The sequence below is a fragment of the Streptomyces sp. AHU1 genome (assembly GCF_045343905.1).
GTDB classification, from domain to species: domain Bacteria; phylum Actinomycetota; class Actinomycetes; order Streptomycetales; family Streptomycetaceae; genus Streptomyces; species Streptomyces triticiradicis.
Genome location: NZ_CP174283.1, coordinates 1,945,577 through 1,968,361, shown reverse-complemented (window position 1 = coordinate 1,968,361; position 22,785 = coordinate 1,945,577). Strand labels below are relative to the sequence as shown.

General features: G+C 71.4%; 21 protein-coding genes and 1 tRNA gene. 18 read left to right on the top strand and 4 right to left on the bottom strand.

Translation table 11 applies throughout. From position 1 onward, the window contains the following. Positions 1-77: 77 nt before the first annotated feature. Positions 78-524, top strand: a complete 447-nt coding sequence (locus tag ACICHK_RS08990) for an SRPBCC family protein (RefSeq protein ID WP_406836495.1) — start codon at positions 78-80, stop codon at positions 522-524. A gap of 39 nt (positions 525-563) precedes the next feature. After that, positions 564-635: transfer RNA gene (locus ACICHK_RS08985), tRNA-Val, on the top strand. A gap of 66 nt (positions 636-701) precedes the next feature. On the opposite strand, the gene ACICHK_RS08980 is transcribed toward ACICHK_RS08985, so the two are convergent. Then, a complete protein-coding gene (locus ACICHK_RS08980; protein ID WP_406836494.1) occupies positions 702-1,427 on the bottom strand; it encodes a 3'-5' exonuclease in 726 nt (241 codons plus the stop codon). Positions 1,428-1,597: 170 nt separating this feature from the next. On the opposite strand from ACICHK_RS08980, the gene ACICHK_RS08975 reads away from it, so the two are divergent. The 3 genes from ACICHK_RS08975 (at position 1,598) to thrS (ending at position 5,534) form a co-directional block, all read left to right on the top strand. Beyond that, complete coding sequence (locus ACICHK_RS08975; RefSeq protein WP_151468439.1) at positions 1,598-2,164, top strand: DUF4365 domain-containing protein; 567 nt, start codon at positions 1,598-1,600, stop codon at positions 2,162-2,164. Next, positions 2,161-3,378, top strand: coding sequence for a hypothetical protein (locus ACICHK_RS08970; protein ID WP_406836493.1), 1,218 nt, complete (start codon positions 2,161-2,163; stop codon positions 3,376-3,378). The genes ACICHK_RS08975 and ACICHK_RS08970 overlap by 4 nt, the downstream gene beginning before the upstream one ends. 179 nt (positions 3,379-3,557) lie before the next feature. After that, entirely contained in the window at positions 3,558-5,534 is a 1,977-nt protein-coding gene (gene thrS, locus ACICHK_RS08965) for a threonine--tRNA ligase (protein WP_406836492.1), read from the top strand. 42 nt (positions 5,535-5,576) lie between these two features. On the opposite strand, the gene ACICHK_RS08960 is transcribed toward thrS, so the two are convergent. Continuing rightward, the gene (locus ACICHK_RS08960) at positions 5,577-6,236 is read right to left on the bottom strand and encodes a potassium channel family protein (RefSeq protein ID WP_406836491.1); all 660 of its coding nucleotides are present in this window, start codon (positions 6,234-6,236) and stop codon (positions 5,577-5,579) included. A 67-nt stretch (positions 6,237-6,303) separates the two neighbouring features. Between ACICHK_RS08960 and ACICHK_RS08955 the strand changes: the two genes are divergently transcribed. Continuing rightward, entirely contained in the window at positions 6,304-6,864 is a 561-nt protein-coding gene (locus tag ACICHK_RS08955; protein WP_151468443.1) for an HIT domain-containing protein, read from the top strand. Between the two features lie 66 nt (positions 6,865-6,930). Here the strand turns inward: ACICHK_RS08955 and ACICHK_RS08950 are convergent, their stop codons facing one another. Then, positions 6,931-8,598 carry a DUF1705 domain-containing protein gene (locus tag ACICHK_RS08950; RefSeq protein ID WP_151468444.1) on the bottom strand — a complete coding sequence of 556 codons (1,668 nt, stop codon included), beginning with the start codon at positions 8,596-8,598 and terminating at the stop codon, positions 6,931-6,933. A 179-nt stretch (positions 8,599-8,777) separates the two neighbouring features. Continuing rightward, complete coding sequence (locus tag ACICHK_RS08945; protein ID WP_406836490.1) at positions 8,778-10,973, bottom strand: elongation factor G-like protein EF-G2; 2,196 nt, start codon at positions 10,971-10,973, stop codon at positions 8,778-8,780. Between the two features lie 252 nt (positions 10,974-11,225). On the opposite strand from ACICHK_RS08945, the gene pgsA reads away from it, so the two are divergent. From pgsA to secD, 12 genes are all read left to right on the top strand, one after another. Then, positions 11,226-11,948, top strand: a complete 723-nt coding sequence (gene pgsA / locus ACICHK_RS08940; RefSeq protein ID WP_406841179.1) for a phosphatidylinositol phosphate synthase — start codon at positions 11,226-11,228, stop codon at positions 11,946-11,948. After that, positions 11,945-12,904, top strand: coding sequence for a phosphatidylinositol mannoside acyltransferase (locus tag ACICHK_RS08935; protein ID WP_406836489.1), 960 nt, complete (start codon positions 11,945-11,947; stop codon positions 12,902-12,904). The genes pgsA and ACICHK_RS08935 overlap by 4 nt, the downstream gene beginning before the upstream one ends. Continuing rightward, positions 12,901-14,061 carry a glycosyltransferase family 4 protein gene (locus ACICHK_RS08930; RefSeq protein WP_151468447.1) on the top strand — a complete coding sequence of 387 codons (1,161 nt, stop codon included), beginning with the start codon at positions 12,901-12,903 and terminating at the stop codon, positions 14,059-14,061. Before ACICHK_RS08935 ends, ACICHK_RS08930 begins: the two co-directional genes overlap by 4 nt. A gap of 571 nt (positions 14,062-14,632) precedes the next feature. Next, positions 14,633-15,178, top strand: coding sequence for a LemA family protein (locus tag ACICHK_RS08925; RefSeq protein ID WP_151468448.1), 546 nt, complete (start codon positions 14,633-14,635; stop codon positions 15,176-15,178). Positions 15,179-15,300: 122 nt separating this feature from the next. Next, positions 15,301-16,215, top strand: coding sequence for a pyridoxal 5'-phosphate synthase lyase subunit PdxS (gene pdxS, locus ACICHK_RS08920; protein ID WP_103547817.1), 915 nt, complete (start codon positions 15,301-15,303; stop codon positions 16,213-16,215). A 4-nt stretch (positions 16,216-16,219) separates the two neighbouring features. Further along, positions 16,220-16,825 (top strand): pyridoxal 5'-phosphate synthase glutaminase subunit PdxT, encoded by a 606-nt coding sequence (pdxT, locus tag ACICHK_RS08915; RefSeq protein ID WP_406836488.1) that lies wholly within the window; start codon positions 16,220-16,222, stop codon positions 16,823-16,825. Between the two features lie 76 nt (positions 16,826-16,901). After that, positions 16,902-17,654 (top strand): YebC/PmpR family DNA-binding transcriptional regulator, encoded by a 753-nt coding sequence (locus ACICHK_RS08910; protein ID WP_151468450.1) that lies wholly within the window; start codon positions 16,902-16,904, stop codon positions 17,652-17,654. A 139-nt stretch (positions 17,655-17,793) separates the two neighbouring features. Further along, the gene (gene ruvC, locus ACICHK_RS08905; protein WP_151468451.1) at positions 17,794-18,390 is read left to right on the top strand and encodes a crossover junction endodeoxyribonuclease RuvC; all 597 of its coding nucleotides are present in this window, start codon (positions 17,794-17,796) and stop codon (positions 18,388-18,390) included. Then, positions 18,387-18,998: a Holliday junction branch migration protein RuvA gene (gene ruvA / locus ACICHK_RS08900; RefSeq protein ID WP_406836487.1), complete on the top strand. Its 612-nt coding sequence runs from the start codon at positions 18,387-18,389 to the stop codon at positions 18,996-18,998. Before ruvC ends, ruvA begins: the two co-directional genes overlap by 4 nt. A gap of 97 nt (positions 18,999-19,095) precedes the next feature. Then, positions 19,096-20,190, top strand: coding sequence for a Holliday junction branch migration DNA helicase RuvB (gene ruvB, locus ACICHK_RS08895; protein ID WP_406836486.1), 1,095 nt, complete (start codon positions 19,096-19,098; stop codon positions 20,188-20,190). A 177-nt stretch (positions 20,191-20,367) separates the two neighbouring features. Beyond that, on the top strand, positions 20,368-20,883 hold the full coding sequence (yajC, locus tag ACICHK_RS08890; protein WP_406836485.1) for a preprotein translocase subunit YajC: 516 nt from the start codon (positions 20,368-20,370) through the stop codon (positions 20,881-20,883). 141 nt (positions 20,884-21,024) lie between these two features. Further along, a complete protein-coding gene (secD, locus tag ACICHK_RS08885) occupies positions 21,025-22,785 on the top strand; it encodes a protein translocase subunit SecD (protein WP_151468455.1) in 1,761 nt (586 codons plus the stop codon).

The following is a 22,785-nucleotide window of genomic DNA, read 5'->3' as shown; positions in this document are numbered from 1 at the left end:
CTCACGCCGTACTCATGTCGGCGCACGTACGCGGCGGGTACTTCCGGCAGCCGGGCCGCTGCGGGCACACTCGGCCCATGGACTGGACCCACTACCGCTTCCGCACCGTGTGGGAACTGCCCGCGCCGCCGGCGGACGTCTACGCGGTCCTGGAGCAGGCCGAGGCCTACCCGCGCTGGTGGCCCCAGGTGCGCGAGGTGAGACCCGTCGACGAGCACAGCGGCGTCATCCGGATCCGCTCGGTCCTGCCGTACGACATCACCATCACCGCCCGCACGGCGCGCCGGGACCCGGAGGCCGGTGTCCTGGAGATCGGGATGTCGGGCGATCTCGACGGCTGGGCACGCTGGACCCTCGTCGCGGCCGGCCCGGGAACCCGTGCCCGCTACGACCAGGAAGTGCACGTCACCACGCCGCTGCTGCGGCGGCTCGCCGTGCCCGGACGGCCCTTCTTCCGCGCCAACCACGCCCTGATGATGCGCGCGGGACGGCGCGGTCTGAAAGCTCGTCTCGACGCGGTTTGAACCCCACCCGCCGGGACCTGTATTGTTCAGTGCGTTCCCGGGCGATTAGCTCAGTGGGAGAGCGCTTCGTTCACACCGAAGAGGTCACTGGTTCGAACCCAGTATCGCCCACCCGGGAAAGACCGGTCCGTCGTCGACGGGCCGGTCTTTCGTCGTTCCCGCCCGCATCGTGCCCGGTCAGGCCGCCGCCGGCAGCTCCGGGCGCAGCGGCCACGCCGGATCCACCGCCTCCGGTGAACCGCTGCGCGCGAACCAGGCCTGCAGCCCGCGCGCCTGCGCCGCGTGCCACACCGTCTGGAGCGTGTGCAGCTCGGACGGCGACAGCCGCTCCAGCCGGGCCGAGAAACGGCGCCCCACCGCGCGGACGACCTCGATGGAGGCCAGCGCGTCGGCCGCCGCGTCGTGCGCGCCCTCCAGCGTCACCTCGTAGTGCGCGCACAGATCGGTCAGGGTGCGGCGGCCCTTGCGGTAGCGGTCCAGATGCTTGTCCAGGACGCGGGGATCGAGCACGCGCAGCGACGCCGACTCGAACCAGCGGTCGAGCGACGAGGCACGGTGTCTGCGCAACTCCCGGTCCAGCAGCGTCAGATCGAACGGGGCGTTCATCACCACCAGCGGCCGGCCCGCCGTGGCCTGTTCGCTCAGCTCCCGTGCTATCTCCTCCATCACGGGCGACGGCCAGCGGCCGTTGCGCTGCAGATGTTCGTCCGTGAGCCCGTGCACCGCCGTGGCCCCCTCGGGGACCGGCACTCCCGGGTTCACCAGCCACCGGGTCACCCTCGGACGGGCACCCGCGGCGTCCTGGACGACGACGGCGGCCGACACGATCCTGTCGGTCTCGACGTCCACGCCCGTGGTCTCCGTGTCGAACGCGGCCAAAGGGCCCTCGTACCAGCACGTCATACGCACACAACTCCTCGTTCACCCACGGCAGCTGACGCACCGCCTTCTGCCCGTTTGGTGATACCCGGGCTGTTTGCGCCGTACGCCGGAAGGAGACAACAGAGATACGGGTCTTTGCAGTTCAGCGACCCGTCACGGGGATACACCAAGCCTGGGAGGCTGTTGGGCTCATGGCAATCGCGCAGCCCGAACGGGGCGGGCTGCTGCCCCAGCGGACGGCACCCCACCGCGGATCGCTCGCCACCACCGCCTGCATGGAGACCCTGCAGGTGGGATACCTGCACGCCGTCGCGGCGGCCGCGGGCTGTTCGCTGTCCCAGCCGTTCCCCGACAACGGCATCGACTGGCACGTCAGCCACAGCGCCCCCGGGCACACGGTCGACGACGAAGTCACCATCAAGGTGCAGCTCAAGTGCACGTACCAGATCCCGCCGAACCCCCCGGGCCCCGCCTTCTCCTTCACGCTCGACAACGAGCACCTGGCGAAGCTCGCGCGCACCCCGGTCTCGGTGCACAAGATCCTGGTCGTGATGCTCGTGCCCAGGTCCCAGGACGACTGGCTGCGCGCCAGCCACGACCGGCTCGACCTGCGGCACTGCTGCTACTGGATCAACCTCGCCGGACACGCCATCACGGGCCGGCGCCGGACCACCGTCCGCATCCCGACGGCCCGGATCTTCGACGACCGGGCCCTGTGCGAGATCATGACGAGGGTCGGGACGGGAGGCAGACCATGACACACCGCCCCATCGACGAGGCCCTCCGGCCGGTCAGGCCCCACCCCGCCGAAGCCTTCTGGAACGATCCGCCGCCCCCCGATCAGGTGGACCCGGCCGTTCTCGGCGCGCTGCTGCGGCGCCACGGCTGGCAGCGCCGCGGGGGAGCGGCCGGGCGGTACGGCAGGTGGACCCCGCCCGGGCCCGGGGGCGGCGGCACCAGCCTGCTGGTGCCGGAGAACCGGGCCTTCCCCGACAGCGACGACCTCCTGGGCGAGGCGCTCGTCGCGCTCGCCCGCAGCGCCTCCCCGTCCGCGCGTGACGTCCTCCTCGCCCTCGCCGTGCCCAGCGACGAGATCCACTGGTGGCGGGACGTCCCGACCGGTCCCGTGGGCGCGGCGCCCTGGACCGTCGAGGAGCAGACCCGCGGGGCCGCCCGCCAGATGCTGCTCGCCGGCGCGCTCGCGGCCCGCGCGCGGGCCGGCTACTACGGCGCCCGCCACCGCAGGGCGGCCGCCGCCTCCCTGGAGAACGTCCTGGTCGGCGCGGAACCGGGCGGCCGCGGCCTCGCCGCCTTCGTGCCCGTCACCACGGGCCGGCCGCTCGCCGTACGCCTGCACGAGGCGCTGTGCGCCGCCCGCGAGGCCATCGACTACCAGCGGGCCACCGGAGGCATGGACGCCTTCGACGCGGCCGTCGAGGCGGGCGTCAGCCATGAGCTGACGGAGTCCCTGGTGGCCCTCGTCCGGGGCACCGAGGGCGCCCGGATCACCGTCGAGTGGTCACCCGCCGCGGGCGTCCCCGAGGGCGGCGCGAACCCCGCCGAGCCCGTCGAGTTCTCGCCCGGCGACCTGCCCGTGCTGCGCGAGGCCGGGGCCCGCTATCTGCGCGAGGAGCCGTCCGTGCCGGTGCGGCTCACCGGTGCCGTGGTCCGGATGCGCAGGTCGGGCCCGCGCGGGGCGGGCACGGTACGGCTGCGGGTCATCGCGGGCGCCGAGGTCCCGCACGTCCGGATGACCCTCGACGAGGAGTCGTACCGGATAGCGGGCCAGGCCCACATCGTCGGACTGCCGGTACGGGTGCACGGCCGCCTGGAGAGCCGCGGCGGCTTCCGCAGGCTCACGGACGCCACCGGAGTCGTACCCGTCCAGGTGGACGAGGCCGAACGGGACCGGCTGATGAAGTCGCTCCAGGAGAACCTGGACTTCTTCGAGGAGGCGTGCAGCGAGGACTGAGGCGCGCCGACGGCGAGCGCCGGGTGCCCGTACGGCGGGGATCCGGGCGCCCGCCCGGCACGGACCGGGGCGCACTGTCCACAACCGTTTCGCGGAGGGGACCCCCGGCTCGGTAGGATTCGGGGCATTGCCATGCCATCCCGTATGTGGTGTGGGACCCCTTCAGTCAGGAGAGACCGGTGTCAGACGTCCGTGTGATCATCCAACGCGATTCCGAGCGGGAAGAGCGCGTGGTGACGACGGGCACTACGGCCGCCGACCTCTTCACCGGCGAGCGCACCGTCGTCGCGGCCCGGGTGGCTGGCGAGCTGAAGGACCTCGCCCACGAGGTGAAGGACGGCGAGGAGGTCGAGCCGGTCGAGATCTCCTCCGAGGACGGCCTGAACATCCTGCGCCACTCCACCGCCCACGTGATGGCCCAGGCCGTGCAGGAGCTCTTCCCCGAGGCCAAGCTGGGCATCGGCCCGCCGGTCAAGGACGGCTTCTACTACGACTTCGACGTGGAGAAGCCCTTCACGCCCGAGGACCTCAAGGCCGTCGAGAAGAAGATGCAGGAGATCCAGCGGCGCGGGCAGCGCTTCTCCCGCCGCGTCGTCACCGACGAGGACGCCCGTGAGGAGCTCGCGGACGAGCCGTACAAGCTGGAGCTCATCGGCATCAAGGGCTCCGCGTCCTCGGACGACGGCGCGGACGTCGAGGTGGGCGGCGGCGAGCTGACCATCTACGACAACCTCGACGCCAAGACCGGCGAGCTGTGCTGGAAGGACCTCTGCCGCGGTCCCCACCTGCCCACCACCCGCAACATCCCGGCCTTCAAGCTGATGCGCAACGCCGCCGCGTACTGGCGCGGCAGCGAGAAGAACCCGATGCTCCAGCGCATCTACGGCACCGCCTGGCCCTCCAAGGAGGAGCTGAAGGCGCACCTCGACTTCCTCGCCGAGGCCGAGAAGCGCGACCACCGCAAGCTGGGCAACGAGCTGGACCTGTTCTCCATCCCGGACCAGATCGGCTCCGGCCTCGCCGTCTTCCACCCCAAGGGCGGCATCGTCCGCCGGGTCATGGAGGACTACTCGCGCCGCCGGCACGAGGAGGAGGGCTACGAGTTCGTCTACACCCCGCACGCCACCAAGGGGAAGCTCTTCGAGACCTCGGGCCACCTGGACTGGTACGCCGACGGCATGTACCCGCCCATGCAGCTCGACGAGGGCGTGGACTACTACCTCAAGCCCATGAACTGCCCGATGCACAACCTGATCTTCGACGCGCGCGGCCGTTCGTACCGTGAGCTGCCGCTGCGCCTGTTCGAGTTCGGCACCGTGTACCGGTACGAGAAGTCGGGCGTCGTGCACGGCCTGACCCGCGCCCGGGGCTTCACGCAGGACGACGCGCACATCTACTGCACCAAGGAGCAGATGGCGGACGAGCTCGACAAGACGCTCACCTTCGTCCTGAACCTGCTGCGCGACTACGGCCTCACCGACTTCTACCTGGAGCTGTCCACCAAGGACCCGGAGAAGTTCGTCGGCTCGGACGAGATCTGGGAGGAGGCCACCGAGACGCTGCGCCAGGTCGCCGAGAAGCAGGGCCTCCCGCTGGTCCCGGACCCGGGCGGCGCCGCCTTCTACGGCCCGAAGATCTCCGTGCAGGCCCGCGACGCCATCGGCCGCACCTGGCAGATGTCGACGGTCCAGCTCGACTTCAACCTGCCCGAGCGCTTCGACCTGGAGTACACCGGCCCCGACGGCTCCAAGCAGCGCCCGGTCATGATCCACCGCGCGCTCTTCGGCTCCATCGAGCGGTTCTTCGCCGTGCTCCTGGAGCACTACGCGGGCGCGTTCCCGGCGTGGCTGGCGCCCGTCCAGGCGGTCGGCATCCCGATCGGCGACGCGCACGTGGAGTACCTGCAGACCTTCGCCGCCGAGGCGAAGAAGAAGGGCCTGCGCGTCGAGGTCGACGCGTCCTCGGACCGGATGCAGAAGAAGATCAGGACGGCCCAGAAGCAGAAGGTGCCGTTCATGATCCTGGTCGGTGACGAGGACATGAACGCGGGCACGGTGTCCTTCCGCTACCGCGACGGTTCGCAGGAGAACGGCATTCCGCGTGACGAGGCGCTGGCGAAGCTCGTCGATGTCGTGGAGCGTCGCGTTCAGGTGTGACGTCGTCCCCGCGCACGCGGGGTTTCGGGGCCCCCGGGAAGCTCAGCTTCCCGGGGGCCTCTCGTCGTCGCCCTCGCGCGAGAACACCTGCAGCAGCCACGAGGAGAAGGACCCCGTCACCGCGCCGAGCAGCCCCAGACCGCACGCCATCATGGCGACCGCGATCGTCCGCCCCATCGGCGTCACCGGTGTCACGTCGCCGTACCCGACGGTCGCGAGCGTGGAGGCGGCCCACCACACCGAGTCGCCGAAGGTGACGATCGTCGCGTGGGGTGCCTGGTACTCGGCCTGGTAGACGGCGAGGGCACCCGAGAAGCCGAGCAGCAGGACCGAGAGGCTCGCGTAGAAGATCACCCGTGCGTACAGCGGGAGACGGGGCTCCCCGTGGCGCCGCTGCACGGCGTCGTAGAGCTTGACGACCCTCAGCGGCCGCATGAGCGGCAGGAAGAGGACCACGGTGTCCAGCACGTGGTGCCGGACGAACCGCCGGCCCTGTCCGCTCAGCCGCCAGCGCACCAGGTAATCGACGAGGAACGCCGCCCAGGTGACCATGATCACCGAGAGGCAGATGTCGCGCGCCACCTCGGGCAGCTGGTGCGCCAGGACGTGGACCGCGTACGCGGAGAGGAACAGCAGCGACCCGACCGCCAGCGGTACCTCGGTGCGGTGCTCCCAGCGGGTCATCGGGCTGTCGTCGTCCATGGCCACAGCTTGGTCGCAGGCTCCTTCGCCCGGCACCCGCCGACACGCCGCGAACGGGCGAAGCAATATGCTGCAACACATGACGAGTGAGCCGGAGCAGCAGATCGGGGTGGGAACGCAGGACGCGTTCCAGCGCCTTTGGACGCCCCACCGGATGGCTTACATCCAGGGGGAGAACAAGCCCACCGGCCCGGGGGCCGACGACGGTTGTCCGTTCTGCTCGATACCGGCCAAGTCCGACGAGGACGGGCTGATCGTCAGGCGCGGGGAGCACGTGTACGCGGTGCTCAACCTCTACCCGTACAACGGCGGGCACCTGATGGTCGTGCCCTACCGGCACGTCGCCGACTACACGGACCTCACCGGGCCGGAGACCGCCGAACTCGGTGAGCTGACCAAGCAGGCCATGACCGCCCTGCGTGCCGCCTCCGGTGCCCACGGCTTCAACATCGGCATGAACCAGGGAACCGTCGCGGGCGCCGGCATCGCCGCCCATCTGCACCAGCACATCGTGCCCCGCTGGGGCGGCGACACCAATTTCATGCCGGTCGTCGGCCACACCAAGGTGCTGCCCCAGCTTCTCGCGGACACCCGCAAGATGCTGGCGGAGGCCTGGCCCACCGCGTAGCCGGGTCCGGGGCGCCCCACCGGGCGCCCCGGCCGCCGTCGCGCCCGGGGCGCGACCGCCGTGCGGCTACGCGTCGTACACGTCGGCCTTGCGCGGCGAGGGGTCCTGCACCGCCGTGCTGAGGAAGGCCGAGCGGTTGCCGAACTTCTCCGTGTCGACGCCGTTCTCCTCGAGGACCTTGATCGCCGCCGAGTGCACCACGCGCAGCACGGGCGTCGCGGCCCGCAGCGCGTCGTCCGCCATGAAACGGTGCCGCCACGGCTGATCGGCCCAGGCGTGCCGCAGGCCGAAGGGCTCGGGCAGCCCGAGGCTCCCGCCGATCCAGTTCAGCAGCGGGGGATACCAGGTCAGGGGCGCCCGTGCCGCGAGCCGTACGACCTCGTCCGCGGTGACCAGCGGCAGGCTCACCTTGCGGGTCTCCCAGAACTTGACGGTCTTGGCGACCTCCTTGGTGGGGGCCTCCGGCTTGGTGGTGAACAGCGGGTTCACCGGCCCCAGCGCGTGCCCGGTCACCTCGATGCGCAGTGTCTGGTGCAGCACGGTCACCGTGATCATCATGGTGATGATCAACTGGCCGTCCCAGAGCGTCCACTGGACCCCGAGGTAGTGCCGGTCCCCGCTGCCGAACTGCTGCTTGTTGCAGATGTCCTGCACGGCGTGCGTCTTGACCGTGTAGGCGTCCACGTCCGTGCCGCCCGGCCGGGACACCGCGGTCGCCTTCTCGCCGATCGGCGTGACGATCCAGTGCTTTATCGAAGGCGCCGGGAAACCACCGGTATTGAGCGGACCGCGCTCCAGCATGCGCAGCTGGTCGTGGATGCTGCGGATGACGTCCCAGCTGCGGAACGGGTGGATCTCCTTCTTCTCGTCCCGCGCCACCAGGTCCTCGGCGAGCTGCCAGCTGCCCCAGCGGGTGCCCATGCCGAGCACGCCCTTGGGGCCCGCGTAGAAGACCGAGTTGGACTGCTGCTCCGCGGTGAGCCGGGCGAGCGACTGGCGCAGCTGCTCCGCCGCCGTCTCACCGGGGCTGCCGGGGACCGCCTCGGGGATCTTGGCGCCGACGCCGCCGCCCGACAGCAGGCCGTCCCAGCGCTCCCGCAGGTCCTTGGCGGTGCGCTCGCAGATCCGCTTCGCCCACAGCCAGCCGACGACCGGGAGGACCACCGCGGCACGCGCGTACCAGGCCCAGAAGCCCGTGAACGGCATGCGGACGAGGAAGAGGACGGCCAGGGCGCCGACGGCGAACAGGAGGGTGGTGCCGAGCGCGGAACCCCGCTTGTCCGCGCGCTTGGCGATCTGCGTGCGGATCTGGAAGACCATCAGCCACACCAGCAGCCCGGGCAGGAACAGCAGCCCGCACAGCACCATGACGGCCGACAGCCAGTTGTCGCGCTCCCGGCGGATGTTGGTCGCCGCGAGACAGTGCTCCACGACGACCTGCGGCTCGGTGCCGAAGGACTGGATGAGCGGAGCGCGGCCCGCGCCCAGCATGCGGGCCGTGACGGCCCCCGCGAAGGCCTCGCCGAGATTCGGCGCGAACAGCTTGATCCGGCCGGCCTTCACCGTGGACTGGTGCCACTCGTTGTCGGCCTTGAGGATCTCCTCCATGGGACTGTCGCGGTACGCCGCCGAGGCCAGGGCGAAGGTCGCCGCCGTCTGCCCCGCGGAGCCCGTGAGCGGCACCTGCGCCCCGGGAGTGAAATCGAAACCGTCGAACGCCACTTCCGCCCCCATCGCCGCCGCCCCCGCTCCTGCGGCCTTCCCGACTTCGGTGTCCCGCACACCTGTTGATCAGGTCTTCGTCTTGATCAGTTCTCAGAGTATCGGCCGCGGCCGACATTCGTCGGCGGACGGCCGAAGCCGCCCACCGACGGATGAAACCCCTGACGAAGTGGCTGAGGACCCCGGGCCTTTCAGGTACCCGGGTCCTGTTCGCGGAGCCGCTCGGCTATGTGCTGCGGCATGGGTTCGTGCCGTGCGTAACGCCGGTCGAAGCGCGCCGTCCCGTGCGAGACGGACCGCAGATCGACGGCGTACCGTCCGATCTCGATCTCCGGCACCTCGGCGCGTACGAGCGTGCGCCCGCCGGCCGCCTGCTCGGTGCCGACCACCCGGCCGCGCCGTCCCGACAGATCGCTCATCACCGGGCCCACGTAGTCGTCGCCGACCAGCACGCTCACCTCCGCCACCGGCTCCAGGAGGTGGATCGTGGCCTCCCGGGCCGCCTCGCGCAGCGCGAGCGCGCCCGCCGTCTGGAACGCGGCGTCGGAGGAGTCCACCGAGTGCGCCTTGCCGTCCTTCAGCGTGACGCGTACGTCGATGAGCGGATAGCCCGCGACCACGCCCTTGGCCGCCTGGGCGCGCACGCCCTTCTCGACGGAGGGGATGAACTGCCGGGGCACCGCGCCCCCGACGACCTTGTCCACGAACTCGATGCCCGAGCCGTTCGGCAGCGGTTCGACCTCGATCTCGCAGATCGCGAACTGGCCGTGCCCGCCGGACTGTTTGACGTGACGGCCGCGCCCGGCGGCGGGTCCGGCGAACGTCTCGCGCAGGGAGACCTTGTGCGGGACCACGTCGACCTGCACGCCGTACCGGTTGCGCAGCCGTTCCAGGGCGACGTCCGCGTGCGCCTCGCCCAGGCACCACAGGACGACCTGATGGGTGTTCTGGTTCTGCTCCAGGCGCATCGTGGGGTCCTCGGCCACCAGCCGGCCGAGCCCCTGGGAGAGCTTGTCCTCGTCCGCCTTGCTGTGCGCCTCGATGGCGAGCGGGAGCAGCGGGTCGGGCATCTGCCACGGCTCCATGAGCAGCGGGTCGTCCTTGGCCGAGAGGGTGTCCCCGGTCTCGGCGCGGTTCAGCTTCGCCACGCTGGCGAGGTCGCCCGCGATGCAGTGGGTGAGGGCGCGCTGCTGTTTGCCGAACGGCGCCGACAGGGCGCCGATGCGTTCGTCGACGTCGTGGTCCTCGTGTCCGCGGTCGGTCAGCCCGTGCCCGGAGACGTGCACCGTCGCGTCGGGGCGGAGGGTCCCGGAGAAGACGCGGACCAGGGAGACCCGGCCCACGTACGGGTCGGACGCGGTCTTCACGACCTCCGCGACCAGCGGCCCGTCCGGGTCGCAGGCCTGCACCTCGCGCGGCGCGCCGTCCGGTGTGGTCACGGTGGGCGCCGGGCGCTCCAGCGGGGTGGGGAAGCCGCGCGTGACCAGTTCGAGGAGCTCGACCGTGCCGAGGCCCTGCCGGGCTCCCTCGGCGGCGGGCGCGGCGGCCAGCACCGGGAAGAAGCTTCCGCGGGCCACGGCCCGTTCCAGGTCCTGCACGAGTGTCTTGAGGTCGATCTCCTCGCCGCCGAGATAGCGGTCCATGAGGGTCTCGTCCTCGCTCTCGGCGATGATCCCCTCGATCAGCCGGTTGCGGGCCGCCTCGATGAGCGGCTGCTGCTCGGGCCCCGGGTCCGCCTCCTTGCGCTCTCCCGAGGAGTAGTCGAACAGCTGCTGGGTGAGCAGGCCGATCAGGCCGGTCACGGGCGCGTGCCCGTCCGGCCCCGCGGTGCCGTGCAGCGGCAGGTACAGCGGCAGTACGGCGTCGGGGTCGTCCCCGCCGAACGCCTGCGCGCAGGTCGCGGTCATCTCCTCGAAGTCCGACCGGGCCGATTCGAGGTGGGTGACCACGATGGCCCGGGGCATGCCGACGGCCGCGCACTCCTCCCACAGCATCCGGGTCGAGCCGTCCACCCCGTCCGCGGCCGAGACGACGAAGAGGGCCGCGTCCGCCGCTCGCAGACCGGCCCTCAGTTCGCCGACGAAGTCGGCGTATCCGGGGGTGTCGAGGAGGTTGATCTTGTATCCGTCCCAGTCGACGGGTACCAGGGAGAGCTGCACCGAACGCTGCTGCCGGTGCTCGATCTCGTCGTAGTCGGAGACGGTGCCGCCGTCCTCCACGCGGCCCGCCCGGTTCACCGCTCCCGCCGTCAGCGCGAGAGCCTCCACCAATGTCGTCTTGCCCGATCCGCTGTGGCCGACCAGCACCACATTCCGTACGGACGCGGGGTGGTCGGCCGCCGTAGCCCTGCCGGCGGCTCCGGGGTGTGCGTTCGCCTTGTCGCCCATGGTCCTGCCTCCCGTGCACGGTGAGGTCTCTGTGGGCGCGGGACGTGCCGGGCCTCTCCCAGACTCCGTCCGGGGGCACCCCAGCGGTGGCGGCTCCGGTGACGCCCGCGGTGTCTTCGAGCTTTGCACTCGCGTCACCGCGCGTCCATACGGGGGACGGCGGACGGCGCGATCGCGCCGGGGCACCGGCGGCGCCGGGCCGTGACACGGGTGCGGGTGCCCGGCCATCGCACAAGCGCACGCGTGGCTACGATGGGCCAGCCGACGGCCAGCAGGGGACGTCCGGCGACACCGACCCTCGGGAAGGCCATGCTGAACAAGTACGCGCGTGCATTCTTCACGCGTGTCCTCACACCGTTCGCCGCGTTTCTCGTCCGCCGGGGGGTGAGTCCCGACACGGTCACTCTCCTGGGCACGGCCGGAGTCGTGGCGGGCGCACTGGTCTTCTTCCCCCGGGGCGAGTTCTTCTGGGGAACGATCGTCATCACGCTCTTCGTGTTCTCCGACCTGGTCGACGGGAACATGGCGCGCCAGCTCGGCCGCTCCAGCCGCTGGGGCGCCTTCCTGGACTCCACGCTCGACCGGGTCGCCGACGGCGCGATCTTCGGCGGCTTCGCGCTCTGGTACGCGGGCAACGGCGACGACAACGTCCTGTGCGCCGTCTCGATCTTCTGTCTCGCCAGCGGCCAGGTGGTGTCGTACACCAAGGCCCGCGGCGAGTCGATCGGCCTGCCGGTCGCGGTCAACGGCCTCGTCGAGCGCGCGGAGCGGCTGGTGATCTCGCTGGTCGCGGCCGGTCTCGCGGGCCTGCACACGTTCGGCGTCCCCGGCATCCAGGTGCTGCTGCCCATCGCGCTGTGGATCGTCGCCGTCGGCAGCCTCGTCACGCTGATCCAGCGGGTCGTCACGGTCCGCCGGGAGGCGGCCGAGGCGGACGCCGAGATCGCTACCCAGAACAGTGAGGCCACCTCGTGACCGGTCTCCGGGAGAGGCTGGCCGACGGCGCGTACGCCCTGGGCTGGAGCACCGTCAAGAAACTCCCCGAGCCGGTCGCCGTGCGCCTCGGCCGCACGGTCGCCGACATCGCCTGGAGAAGGCGCGGCAAGGGGGTCCGGCGCCTGGAGAGCAACTACGCGCGCGTGGTGCCGGGCGCGACCCCCGAGCGGCTGGCGGAACTCTCCCGGGCCGGCATGCGTTCCTACCTGCGCTACTGGATGGAGTCGTTCCGGCTTCCCGCGTGGAGCGAGGAGCGGGTGACGAACGGGTTCGAGCCCAAGGACGTGCACCGCCTCACCGACGGCATCGCCTCCGACCGGGGCGTCATCCTGGCCCTTCCGCACATGGCGAACTGGGACCTCGCGGGCGCCTGGGTGACCACCGGCCTCAGGACGCCGTTCACGACCGTCGCGGAACGGCTCAGGCCCGAGTCGCTGTACGACCGGTTCGTCGCCTACCGCGAGGGCCTCGGCATGGAGGTCCTGCCGCACAGCGGCGGGGCCGCGTTCGGCACGCTGGCCCGGCGCCTGCGCGACGGCGGACTGGTCTGCCTGGTCGCCGAACGCGATCTGTCCGCCTCGGGCGTCGAGGTGGAGTTCTTCGGCGAGACGACCCGGATGCCCGCGGGACCGGCCCTGCTCGCCCAGCAGACCGGTGCGATCCTCCTGCCCGTGACGCTCTGGTACGACGACTCGCCGGTGATGCGCGGCCAGGTGCATCCGCCCGTCGAGGTCCCCGAGTCAGGCACCCGTGCCGAGAAGACGTCTGTCATGACACAGGCGCTGGCCGACGCCTTCGCCAGTGGCATCGCCGACCACCCGGAGGACTGGCACATGTTGCAGCGTCTGTGGCTCAAGGACCTCGAGGCCGGGAAGGCTCCCCGTGAGGGGTCCGGCACGCGGGACCCCGAGAAGCCCGAGAAGAGGGCCTCGTGAGGATCGGCATCGTCTGCCCCTACTCCTGGGACGTTCCGGGCGGCGTCCAGTTCCACATCCGCGACCTGGCCGAACACCTCATCGGTCTGGGGCACGAGGTCTCCGTCCTCGCCCCCGCGGACGACGACACGCCCCTGCCCCCGTACGTCGTCTCGGCGGGCCGCGCGGTCCCGGTCCCGTACAACGGCTCGGTGGCCCGGCTGAACTTCGGCTTCCTGTCGGCGGCCCGGGTACGGCGCTGGCTGCACGAGGGCACCTTCGACGTGGTCCACATCCACGAGCCGTCCTCGCCGTCGCTCGGCCTGCTGACGTGCTGGGCCGCGCAGGGCCCGATCGTCGCGACCTTCCACACCTCGAACCCGCGCTCCAGGGCGATGGTCGCCGCGTACTCCATCCTCCAGGCCGCCCTGGAGAAGATCAGCGCGCGGATCGCCGTGAGCGAGTACGCCCGGCGCACCCTGGTCGAGCACCTCGGCGGTGACGCCGTCGTCATCCCGAACGGCGTCGACGTCGACTTCTTCGCCCGCGCCAAGCCCAAGCCCGAGTGGCAGGGCGACACCATCGGCTTCATCGGCCGCATCGACGAGCCCCGCAAGGGCCTGCCGGTACTCATGAAGGCGCTGCCCGCGATCCTGGCCGAGCGGCCGCAGACGCGGCTGCTGGTCGCCGGGCGCGGCGACGAGAAGGAGGCGGTGGAGTCGCTGCCCGCCGAGATGCGCTCGCGCGTCGAGTTCCTCGGCATGGTCAGCGACGAGGACAAGGCCCGTCTCCTGCGCAGCGTCGACCTGTACGTCGCGCCCAACACCGGCGGCGAGAGCTTCGGGATCATCCTGGTCGAGGCGATGTCCGCCGGAGCGCCCGTGCTCGCGGCGGATCTCGACGCGTTCGCCCAGGTCCTCGACCAGGGCTCCGCGGGCGAGCTGTTCGCCAACGAGGACGCGGACGATCTCGCCGCCGCCGCGCTGCGGCTGCTCGCCGACCCGGAGCGCCGGGCCGCCCTGCGCGAGCGGGGGAGCGAGCACGTACGCCGCTTCGACTGGTCGACGGTCGGCGCGGACATCCTGTCCGTGTACGAGACGGTGACGGACGGCGCGGCCGCGGTGGCCGCGGACGAGCGCACGGGCCTGCGCGCCCGCTTCGGCCTGGCCCGGGACTGACGGCCCCGGGACCATCGGGATCACCGGGACCAGGAGCCCGCACGCCGGCTTCGTGCCGCGCGGGTTCCGGCCCTGGCCGGACGTCCGTACGGTCTGCGCGGGCCCGGGCGCCACTTCCACGGCGGCCCCGGCCCGAGACCCGGTCCGCAGGGCTCCCTCCCGCCGGACCCGAGGCCCGGGCGCCGGTCGTCCGGTCCTGCCCGGTGTCTTGAGCGGACCCGGCAGGCCGCCGTGCCGCCACGCGCGCAGCTCCGCGCCGCGCGGCTCCGCAGCAGGGCCGGGCGTCGGCCCCGTACGGGGCCCTCGGGCATTGCTCGGGGCGCCGTGGAACCGGCTCGTCGCGCGCGGGGACGCTGTGGTTCCGGCGCGTGGAGAACGGCCGGAAAGCGACGGTCCGACCCCGTCCGCACGGTGGTGGCGCGGCGGGCGGCTCGCTTTTCGGCCAGGTGGCCCGTCTCGGGTGTGGGTCCGGCGGGGAGGCTTGCCCGCGGCGTGGTCCCCTGCGGGGCGGCTTGCCTGAGGTGTGCGGGCCCCGGGGGACCGGTGACCGGCACCGGTAGCCTTGCGGCCCGTGACCGCAACCCTCATCTGGATCCTCGTCGGCCTCGTCGTGATCGGCCTCTACCTGAGCTGGACCGCCGGGCGCCTCGACCGGCTGCACGCCCGTATCGACGCCGCGCGCGCCGCCCTCGACGCGCAGCTGCTGCGCCGGGCCTCCGTGACGCAGGAACTGGCCACCTCCGGGGTGCTCGACCCCGCCGCCTCGATCGTGCTCTACGAAGCGGCGCACGCGGCCCGGCAGGCCGAGGAGGAGCAGCGCGAGGTCGCCGAGAGCGAGCTGAGCCAGGCCCTGCGGGCGGTGTTCGGGGAGAGCCAGCAGGTCGAGGCGGTGCGCGAGGTGCCCGGCGGCGAGGAGGCGGCCGGCGAGCTGGCCCAGGCCGTGCGCCGGGTGCCGATGGCACGGCGCTTCCACAACGACGCCGTACGCGCCGCCCGCGCCCTGCGCCGGCACCGCAAGGTCCGCTGGTTCCGCCTCGCGGGCCACGCCCCGTTCCCCATGGCCTTCGAGATGGACGACGAGCCCCCGACGGCCCTGGCGGACCGCCCGACGAACTGACGCGCTCCGGCGGGCGGAGACGAAAACGAGCCACCGCCTCCCCATTGGCCCTTGCAGTGGACTGGTCGCCTCACGTTTCCTCGGAGCTGCAGAAATCCTCTTTCACCGAGTGAGGTCAACCCGTGTCCAGCACCCTCCCCAACTCCGCCGAGAACACCGCGATCGGCACCGCCCGCGTCAAGCGCGGCATGGCCGAGCAGCTCAAGGGCGGCGTGATCATGGACGTGGTCAACGCCGAGCAGGCGAAGATCGCCGAGGACGCCGGCGCCGTTGCCGTCATGGCCCTGGAGCGGGTCCCCGCCGACATCCGCAAGGACGGCGGCGTCGCCCGGATGTCGGACCCGAACATGATCGAGGAGATCATCGAGGCGGTCTCCATCCCGGTGATGGCCAAGTCCCGCATCGGCCACTTCGTCGAGGCCCAGGTCCTGCAGTCCCTCGGCGTCGACTACATCGACGAGTCCGAGGTCCTCACCCCGGCCGACGAGGTCAACCACTCGGACAAGTGGGCGTTCACCACCCCCTTCGTCTGCGGCGCCACCAACCTGGGCGAGGCCCTGCGCCGCATCGCCGAGGGCGCGGCCATGATCCGCTCCAAGGGTGAGGCCGGCACCGGCAACGTCGTCGAGGCCGTCCGCCACCTGCGTCAGATCAAGAACGAGATCGCCCGTCTGCGCGGCTTCGACAACAACGAGCTGTACGCCGCCGCCAAGGACCTGCGCGCCCCGTACGAGCTGGTCAAGGAGGTCGCCGAGCTCGGCAAGCTGCCGGTCGTGCTGTTCTCCGCCGGTGGTGTCGCCACCCCCGCCGACGCCGCGCTCATGCGCCAGCTCGGCGCCGAGGGCGTCTTCGTCGGCTCCGGCATCTTCAAGTCGGGCGACCCGGCCAAGCGCGCCGCCGCCATCGTGAAGGCCACCACCTTCTACGACGACCCGAAGATCATCGCGGACGCGTCCCGCAACCTCGGCGAGGCCATGGTCGGCATCAACTGCGACACCCTCCCCGAGACCGAGCGCTACGCGAACCGCGGCTGGTAGTCGCATGAGCACCCCTGTCATAGGCGTCCTGGCACTCCAGGGCGACGTGCGGGAACACCTCATCGCCCTGGCCGCGGCGGACGCCGTGGCCAGGCCGGTGCGGCGTCCCGAGGAGCTCGCCGAGATCGACGGTCTGGTCATTCCCGGCGGCGAGTCCACCACCATCTCCAAGCTGGCGGTCCTCTTCGGAGTGATGGAGCCGCTGCGCGCGCGGGTCCGCGAGGGCCTGCCCGTCTACGGCACCTGCGCGGGCATGATCATGCTCGCCGACAAGATCCTCGACCCGCGCTCGGGCCAGGAGACCGTCGGCGGCATCGACATGATCGTGCGCCGCAATGCCTTCGGACGGCAGAACGAGTCCTTCGAGGCGGCGGTCGACGTCAAGGGTGTCGAGGGCGATCCTGTAGAGGGCGTCTTCATCCGCGCCCCCTGGGTGGAGTCCGTGGGCGCGGAGACCGAGGTGCTCGCCGAGCACGACGGCCACATCGTCGCGGTCCGCCAGGGAAACGTGCTCGCCACGTCCTTCCACCCGGAACTGACGGGCGATCACCGCGTGCACGGTCTGTTCGTCGAGATGGTGCGCGCGAACCGGACACCGGCGTCCTTGTAGGATCTGTGGGGTCTTCCCAGGCTCCCGAAGCCTGGGGGAGTCCGTACAGGTTGGGTTACGCGAAGGAGACAGGCAGATGTCCGGCCACTCTAAATGGGCTACGACGAAGCACAAGAAGGCCGTGATCGACGCCAAGCGCGGCAAGCTCTTCGCGAAGCTGATCAAGAACATCGAGGTCGCCGCCCGTGCCGGCGGTGCCGACGTGTCCGGCAACCCGACCCTCTTCGACGCCATCCAGAAGGCGAAGAAGAGCTCGGTCCCGAACAAGAACATCGACTCCGCGGTCAAGCGCGGCGCCGGTCTCGAGGCCGGTGGCGCCGACTACGAGACGATCATGTACGAGGGCTACGGCCCGAACGGTGTCGCGGTGCTCATCGAGTGCCTCACCGACAACCGCAACCGCGCGGCCTCGGACGTCCGCGTCGCCATGACCCGCAACGGCGGGAACATGGCCGACCCCGGCTCCGTGTCGTACCTCTTCAACCGCAAGGGCGTCATCGTCGTCCCCAAGGGTGAACTGAGCGAGGACGACGTCCTCGGCGCCGTCCTCGACGCGGGCGCCGAGGAGGTCAACGACCTCGGCGAGAGCTTCGAGGTCCTCTCCGAGGCCACCGACCTGGTCGCGGTGCGCACCGCGCTCCAGGAGGCCGGCATCGACTACGACTCCGCCGACGCCAACTTCGTCCCGACCATGCAGGTCGAGCTCGACGAGGACGGCGCCCGGAAGATCTTCAAGCTGATCGACGCCCTGGAGGACAGCGACGACGTGCAGAACGTCTTCGCCAACTTCGACGTCAGCGACGAGGTCATGGAGAAGGTCGACGCCTGACCGGCGCCTGAGCGAGGTCTGTACGGAGCGGCGGGCCGACGGGACACCCCGTCGGCCCGCCGCTTTGTCAGTGGCACCCGATAGCCTGCACGAACCGGGAAGACCCCGGTGACGAGCGGCGAGATCGAAGGAGGGCCCGGTGCGGGTGCTGGGCGTTGACCCCGGGCTGACCCGGTGCGGTGTCGGGGTGGTCGAGGGAGTCGCCGGACGGCCCCTGACCATGCTCGGCGTCGGAGTCGTACGCACCCCGGCGGACGCCGAACTGGGCCTGCGCCTGGTCGCCGTCGAGCAGGGCATCGAGCAGTGGCTCGACGAGTACGAACCCGAGTACGTCGCCGTGGAGCGGGTGTTCAGCCAGCACAACGTACGGACCGTGATGGGCACCGCCCAGGCCAGCGCCGTCGCCATGCTCTGCGCGGCCCGGCGCGGCATACCCGTCGCCCTGCACACCCCGAGCGAGGTCAAGGCCGCCGTCACCGGCAGCGGACGCGCGGACAAGGCCCAGGTCGGCGCGATGGTCACCCGTCTGCTCCGGCTCGCCGCGCCGCCCAAGCCCGCCGACGCGGCGGACGCCCTGGCGCTCGCCATCTGCCACATCTGGCGCGCTCCCGCCCAGAACCGGCTCCAGCAGGCCGCCGCGCGGACCGCGCCCGCCCGGACCGCCGCGCAGAACAGACTCCAGCGGGCCGCGGCCGCGCACGCCTCGCACCCAGCACCGAAAGGCCGTACCGCATGATCGCCTTCGTCAGCGGCCCGGTCGCCGCCCTCGCCCCGGACTCCGCGGTGGTCGAGGTCGGCGGCATCGGCATCGCCGTCCAGTGCACGCCCGGCACGCTCTCCGGGCTCCGCACGGGACAGCACGCGAAACTCTCCACCTCCCTCGTCGTCCGCGAGGACTCGCTCACCCTCTACGGCTTCGCCGACGACGACGAGCGCCAGGTCTTCGAGCTGCTCCAGACCGCGAGCGGGGTCGGCCCGCGCCTCGCCCAGGCGATGCTCGCCGTCCACACCCCCGACGCCCTGCGCCGCGCCGTGTCCACCGGTGACGAGAAGGCGCTCGTCGCCGTCCCCGGCATCGGCAAGAAGGGCGCCCAGAAACTGCTGCTCGAGCTCAAGGACCGGCTCGGCGAGCCCCTGGGCCCCGGTGGCCCGGCCATCGGCACGGCGGTCACCGCCGGCTGGCGCGACCAGCTGCACGCCGCGCTCGTCGGCCTCGGTTACGCGACCCGCGAGGCGGACGAGGCGGTCGCCGCCGTCACCCCGCAGGCCGAGGCCGCCGGGGGAACCCCGCAGGTCGGCCAGCTCCTCAGAGCGGCCCTGCAGACCCTGAACCGCGCCCGCTGAACGGCCCCGGCCCCCGGGCCGGGCCCGCGCCCCGGCGCGGCCCGCCCCCGCCGGACCGCCGACCGCCCCACCACCACGAGACCGCGAGGCACCACCGATGAACTGGGACGACACGACAGACGAAGCCGCCGACGAGCGGCTCGTCGGCCCCGCCGCGGAGCGGTTGGTGGGATCGGTCGCCGACGGCGAGGACCAGGCCGTCGAGGCCGCGCTGCGCCCCAAGGACCTGGACGAGTTCATCGGCCAGGAGAAGGTCCGCGAACAGCTCGACCTGGTGCTGCGCGCCGCACGCGCGCGGGGAGCCACCGCCGACCACGTGCTGCTCTCCGGCGCCCCCGGCCTCGGCAAGACCACCCTCTCCATGATCATCGCGGCCGAGATGGGCGCCCCCATCCGCATCACCAGCGGTCCCGCCATCCAGCACGCCGGGGACCTCGCCGCGATCCTCTCCTCCCTCCAGGAGGGAGAGGTCCTCTTCCTCGACGAGATCCACCGCATGTCCCGGCCCGCCGAGGAGATGCTGTACATGGCGATGGAGGACTTCCGCGTCGACGTCATCGTCGGCAAGGGCCCCGGCGCCACCGCCATCCCGCTGGAGCTGCCCCCGTTCACGCTGGTCGGCGCCACCACGCGCGCGGGACTGCTGCCCCCGCCGCTGCGCGACCGCTTCGGGTTCACCGCGCACATGGAGTTCTACGAGCCCGCCGAGCTGGAGCGCGTCATCAACCGCTCCGCCGGCCTCCTGGACGTCGAGATCGGCGCCGAGGGCGCGGCGGAGATCGCCGGCCGCTCCCGGGGCACGCCCCGCATCGCCAACCGCCTGCTGCGCCGCGTACGCGACTACGCCCAGGTCAGAGCGGACGGGATCATCACCCGTGAGATCGCCGCGGCGGCGCTGAAGGTCTACGAGGTCGACGCGCGCGGGCTGGACCGGCTCGACCGCGGAGTCCTCGAAGCCCTGCTCAAGCTTTTCGGCGGCGGCCCTGTCGGATTGTCCACACTCGCTGTCGCCGTGGGGGAGGAGCGTGAGACGGTGGAAGAGGTCGCCGAACCCTTCCTCGTACGGGAGGGGCTCCTCGCCCGCACTCCCCGTGGCCGGGTGGCGACACCCGCGGCATGGGCACATCTCGGCCTCACGCCGCCCCGCCGGGCAGCCGGTGGAAACGGACAAGAGGACCTGTTCGGGGCGTGACGGCGTGCGTACGCACCGGGGCAGGAACCCCGGTGCCATGCTGAGCGTTGTTCCGTCAGTGCGGACTCGCTTAGACTCCGCCGATGCCGCCCTTGTCGACGGCATACGCACCCCCCATACATACCCCCATCCAGCAGGCCGCTCACCTGGTGCGGTCGAAGAAGGAAGTTCCGACCCGTGAGTCTCGTGACCCTCCTCCCGTTCATCGTGCTCATCGGGGCCATGTTCCTGATGACCCGGTCGGCCAAGAAGAAGCAGCAGCAGGCGGCTTCCATGCGCAACGAGATGCAGCCCGGCTCCGGCGTGCGCACGATCGGCGGTATGTACGCCACCGTCAAGGAGGTCAACGAGGACACGGTCCTCCTCGACGCCGGCCCGGGTGTCGACCTGCTCTTCGCGAAGAACGCGATCGGCGCCGTCCTCACGGACGACGAGTACAACCGCATCGTCCACGGCATCGAGCACGACCTGAAGACCGACGGCTCGGTCGTGCCGGACGACGCCTCCTCCCTCACCGAGACCGACGAGCCCGCCGCCGACGCCTCCGACGCCTCCGACGACAAGCCCCTCGACCTCGGCAAGAAGGACGCGGCGGACAAGCCGGCCGACGAGGCCGTCGAGACGAAGGCCGAGAAGGCCGACGCCGACGGGGCGGAGCCGAAGAAGACCGACGGCGGGACCGAAGCGAAGTAGTCACGACCCGGGAGAACGGCGCGATCCGCTCACGCCGCACACCTCCCGGGACGTGCTGTTCTCGCACGGAGTCCCGACACCATGGCATGGCCGTCCAGGCGCTCACCCGGCGCAGGGCGGCCCGAGAGGGAGTACGAGAAGGTGGCAGCACCGAAGAAGGGCCGGAACGCGAGCGCCCAGAGCAGGCCGGGGCGCTCGCTGGCCCTGATCCTGATCGCCATCGCGGCGCTCACCGGGGGGATGTTCGCCTCCGGGCAGACCACTCCGCGTCTCGGCATCGATCTCGCCGGCGGCACGAGCATCACGCTCACGGCGGAGAACGAGCCTGGCCAGCCCAACGCGATCAACAAGACCAACATGGACACCGCGGTCGACATCATGAACCGCCGTGTCAACGGTCTCGGTGTCTCCGAGGCCGAGGTTCAGACCCAGGGTGCCGACAACATCATTGTCAACATCCCCCGGGGCACGAACTCCAAGCAGGCCCGCGAGCAGGTCGGCACCACCGCCAAGCTGTACTTCCGTCCCGTGCTGGCCACCGACGTCTCTGGTGCCAAGGCCTCGGCCACCCCGTCGCCGAGCGCCTCCAGCAGCTCCTCCGCCAAGGCCGGTGACAAGGCGTCCCCGTCCGCGTCGTCCTCCGCCAAGCCGTCGGCCTCCGCCACCACCCAGGGCCGTGCGGTCACCGACGCCCTGAAGGCGGGCTCCTCGCCGTCCCCGAGCGGCAGCCCGAGCGCCTCGGCCTCCTCCAGCGCCTCGCCGTCCGCGAGCGCGAGCACGGACCCGGCGACCGCCAAGCTGCAGGCCGAGTACGCCGCGATCGACTGCACCGACAAGGCGGTCCGCGCCAAGGCCGGCACCGGCTCCAAGCCGACCGAGCCGACCGTGGCCTGCGGCCAGGACAAGAACTCCTCCGGCCAGTGGCAGAAGTACATCCTCGGCCCGGCCGAGGTCGCCGGTACGGACATCAAGAAGGCCGGCGCGGTCTTCGACACGCAGAGCGCCGCGGGCTGGAAGGTCACCATGGACTTCACGTCCGGTGGCTCCAAGAAGTTCGCCGCCATCACCGGCAAGCTCGCCCAGAACCAGCCCCCGCAGAACCAGTTCGCCATCGTCCTCGACGGTCAGGTCGTCTCCGACCCCTCCGTGGCCCAGTCGCTGAGCGGCAGCGCGGAGATCTCCGGCAGCTTCACCCAGACCGAGGCCCAGGACCTGGCCAACATGCTGAAGTACGGCGCCCTGCCGCTCACCTTCCACGAGTCGAGCGTCACCACGGTGACCGCCGCGCTCGGCGGTGAGCAGCTGCACGCCGGTCTGATCGCGGGTGCCATCGGCCTCGCCCTGGTCGTCCTCTACCTGGTGATCTACTACCGGGGCCTGTCGGTCATCGCCATCGCCTCCCTGGGCGTCTCGGCGATCCTCACCTACGTGCTCATGTCGCTGCTCGGCCCGGCCATCGGCTTCGCGCTGAACCTCCCGGCCGTCTGCGGTGCGATCGTCGCGATCGGTATCACGGCGGACTCGTTCATCGTCTTCTTCGAACGCATCCGGGACGAGATCCGCGAGGGCCGCTCCCTGCGCCCGGCCGTCGAGCGCGCCTGGCCGCGTGCCCGGCGCACCATCCTGGTCTCCGACTTCGTGTCGTTCCTCGCCGCCGCGGTGCTCTTCATCGTCACCGTCGGCAAGGTCCAGGGCTTCGCGTTCACCCTCGGTCTGACCACGGTGCTCGACGTCGTCGTCGTGTTCTTCTTCACCAAGCCGCTGATGACCATCATGGCCCGCAGGAAGTTCTTCGCGGAGGGTCACCGCTGGTCCGGCCTCGACCCGAAGCGACTGGGCGCCAAGCCGCCGCTGCGCCGCACCCGTCGCGCGTCCGCCCCCGTCGACACGAAGGAGGCGTGA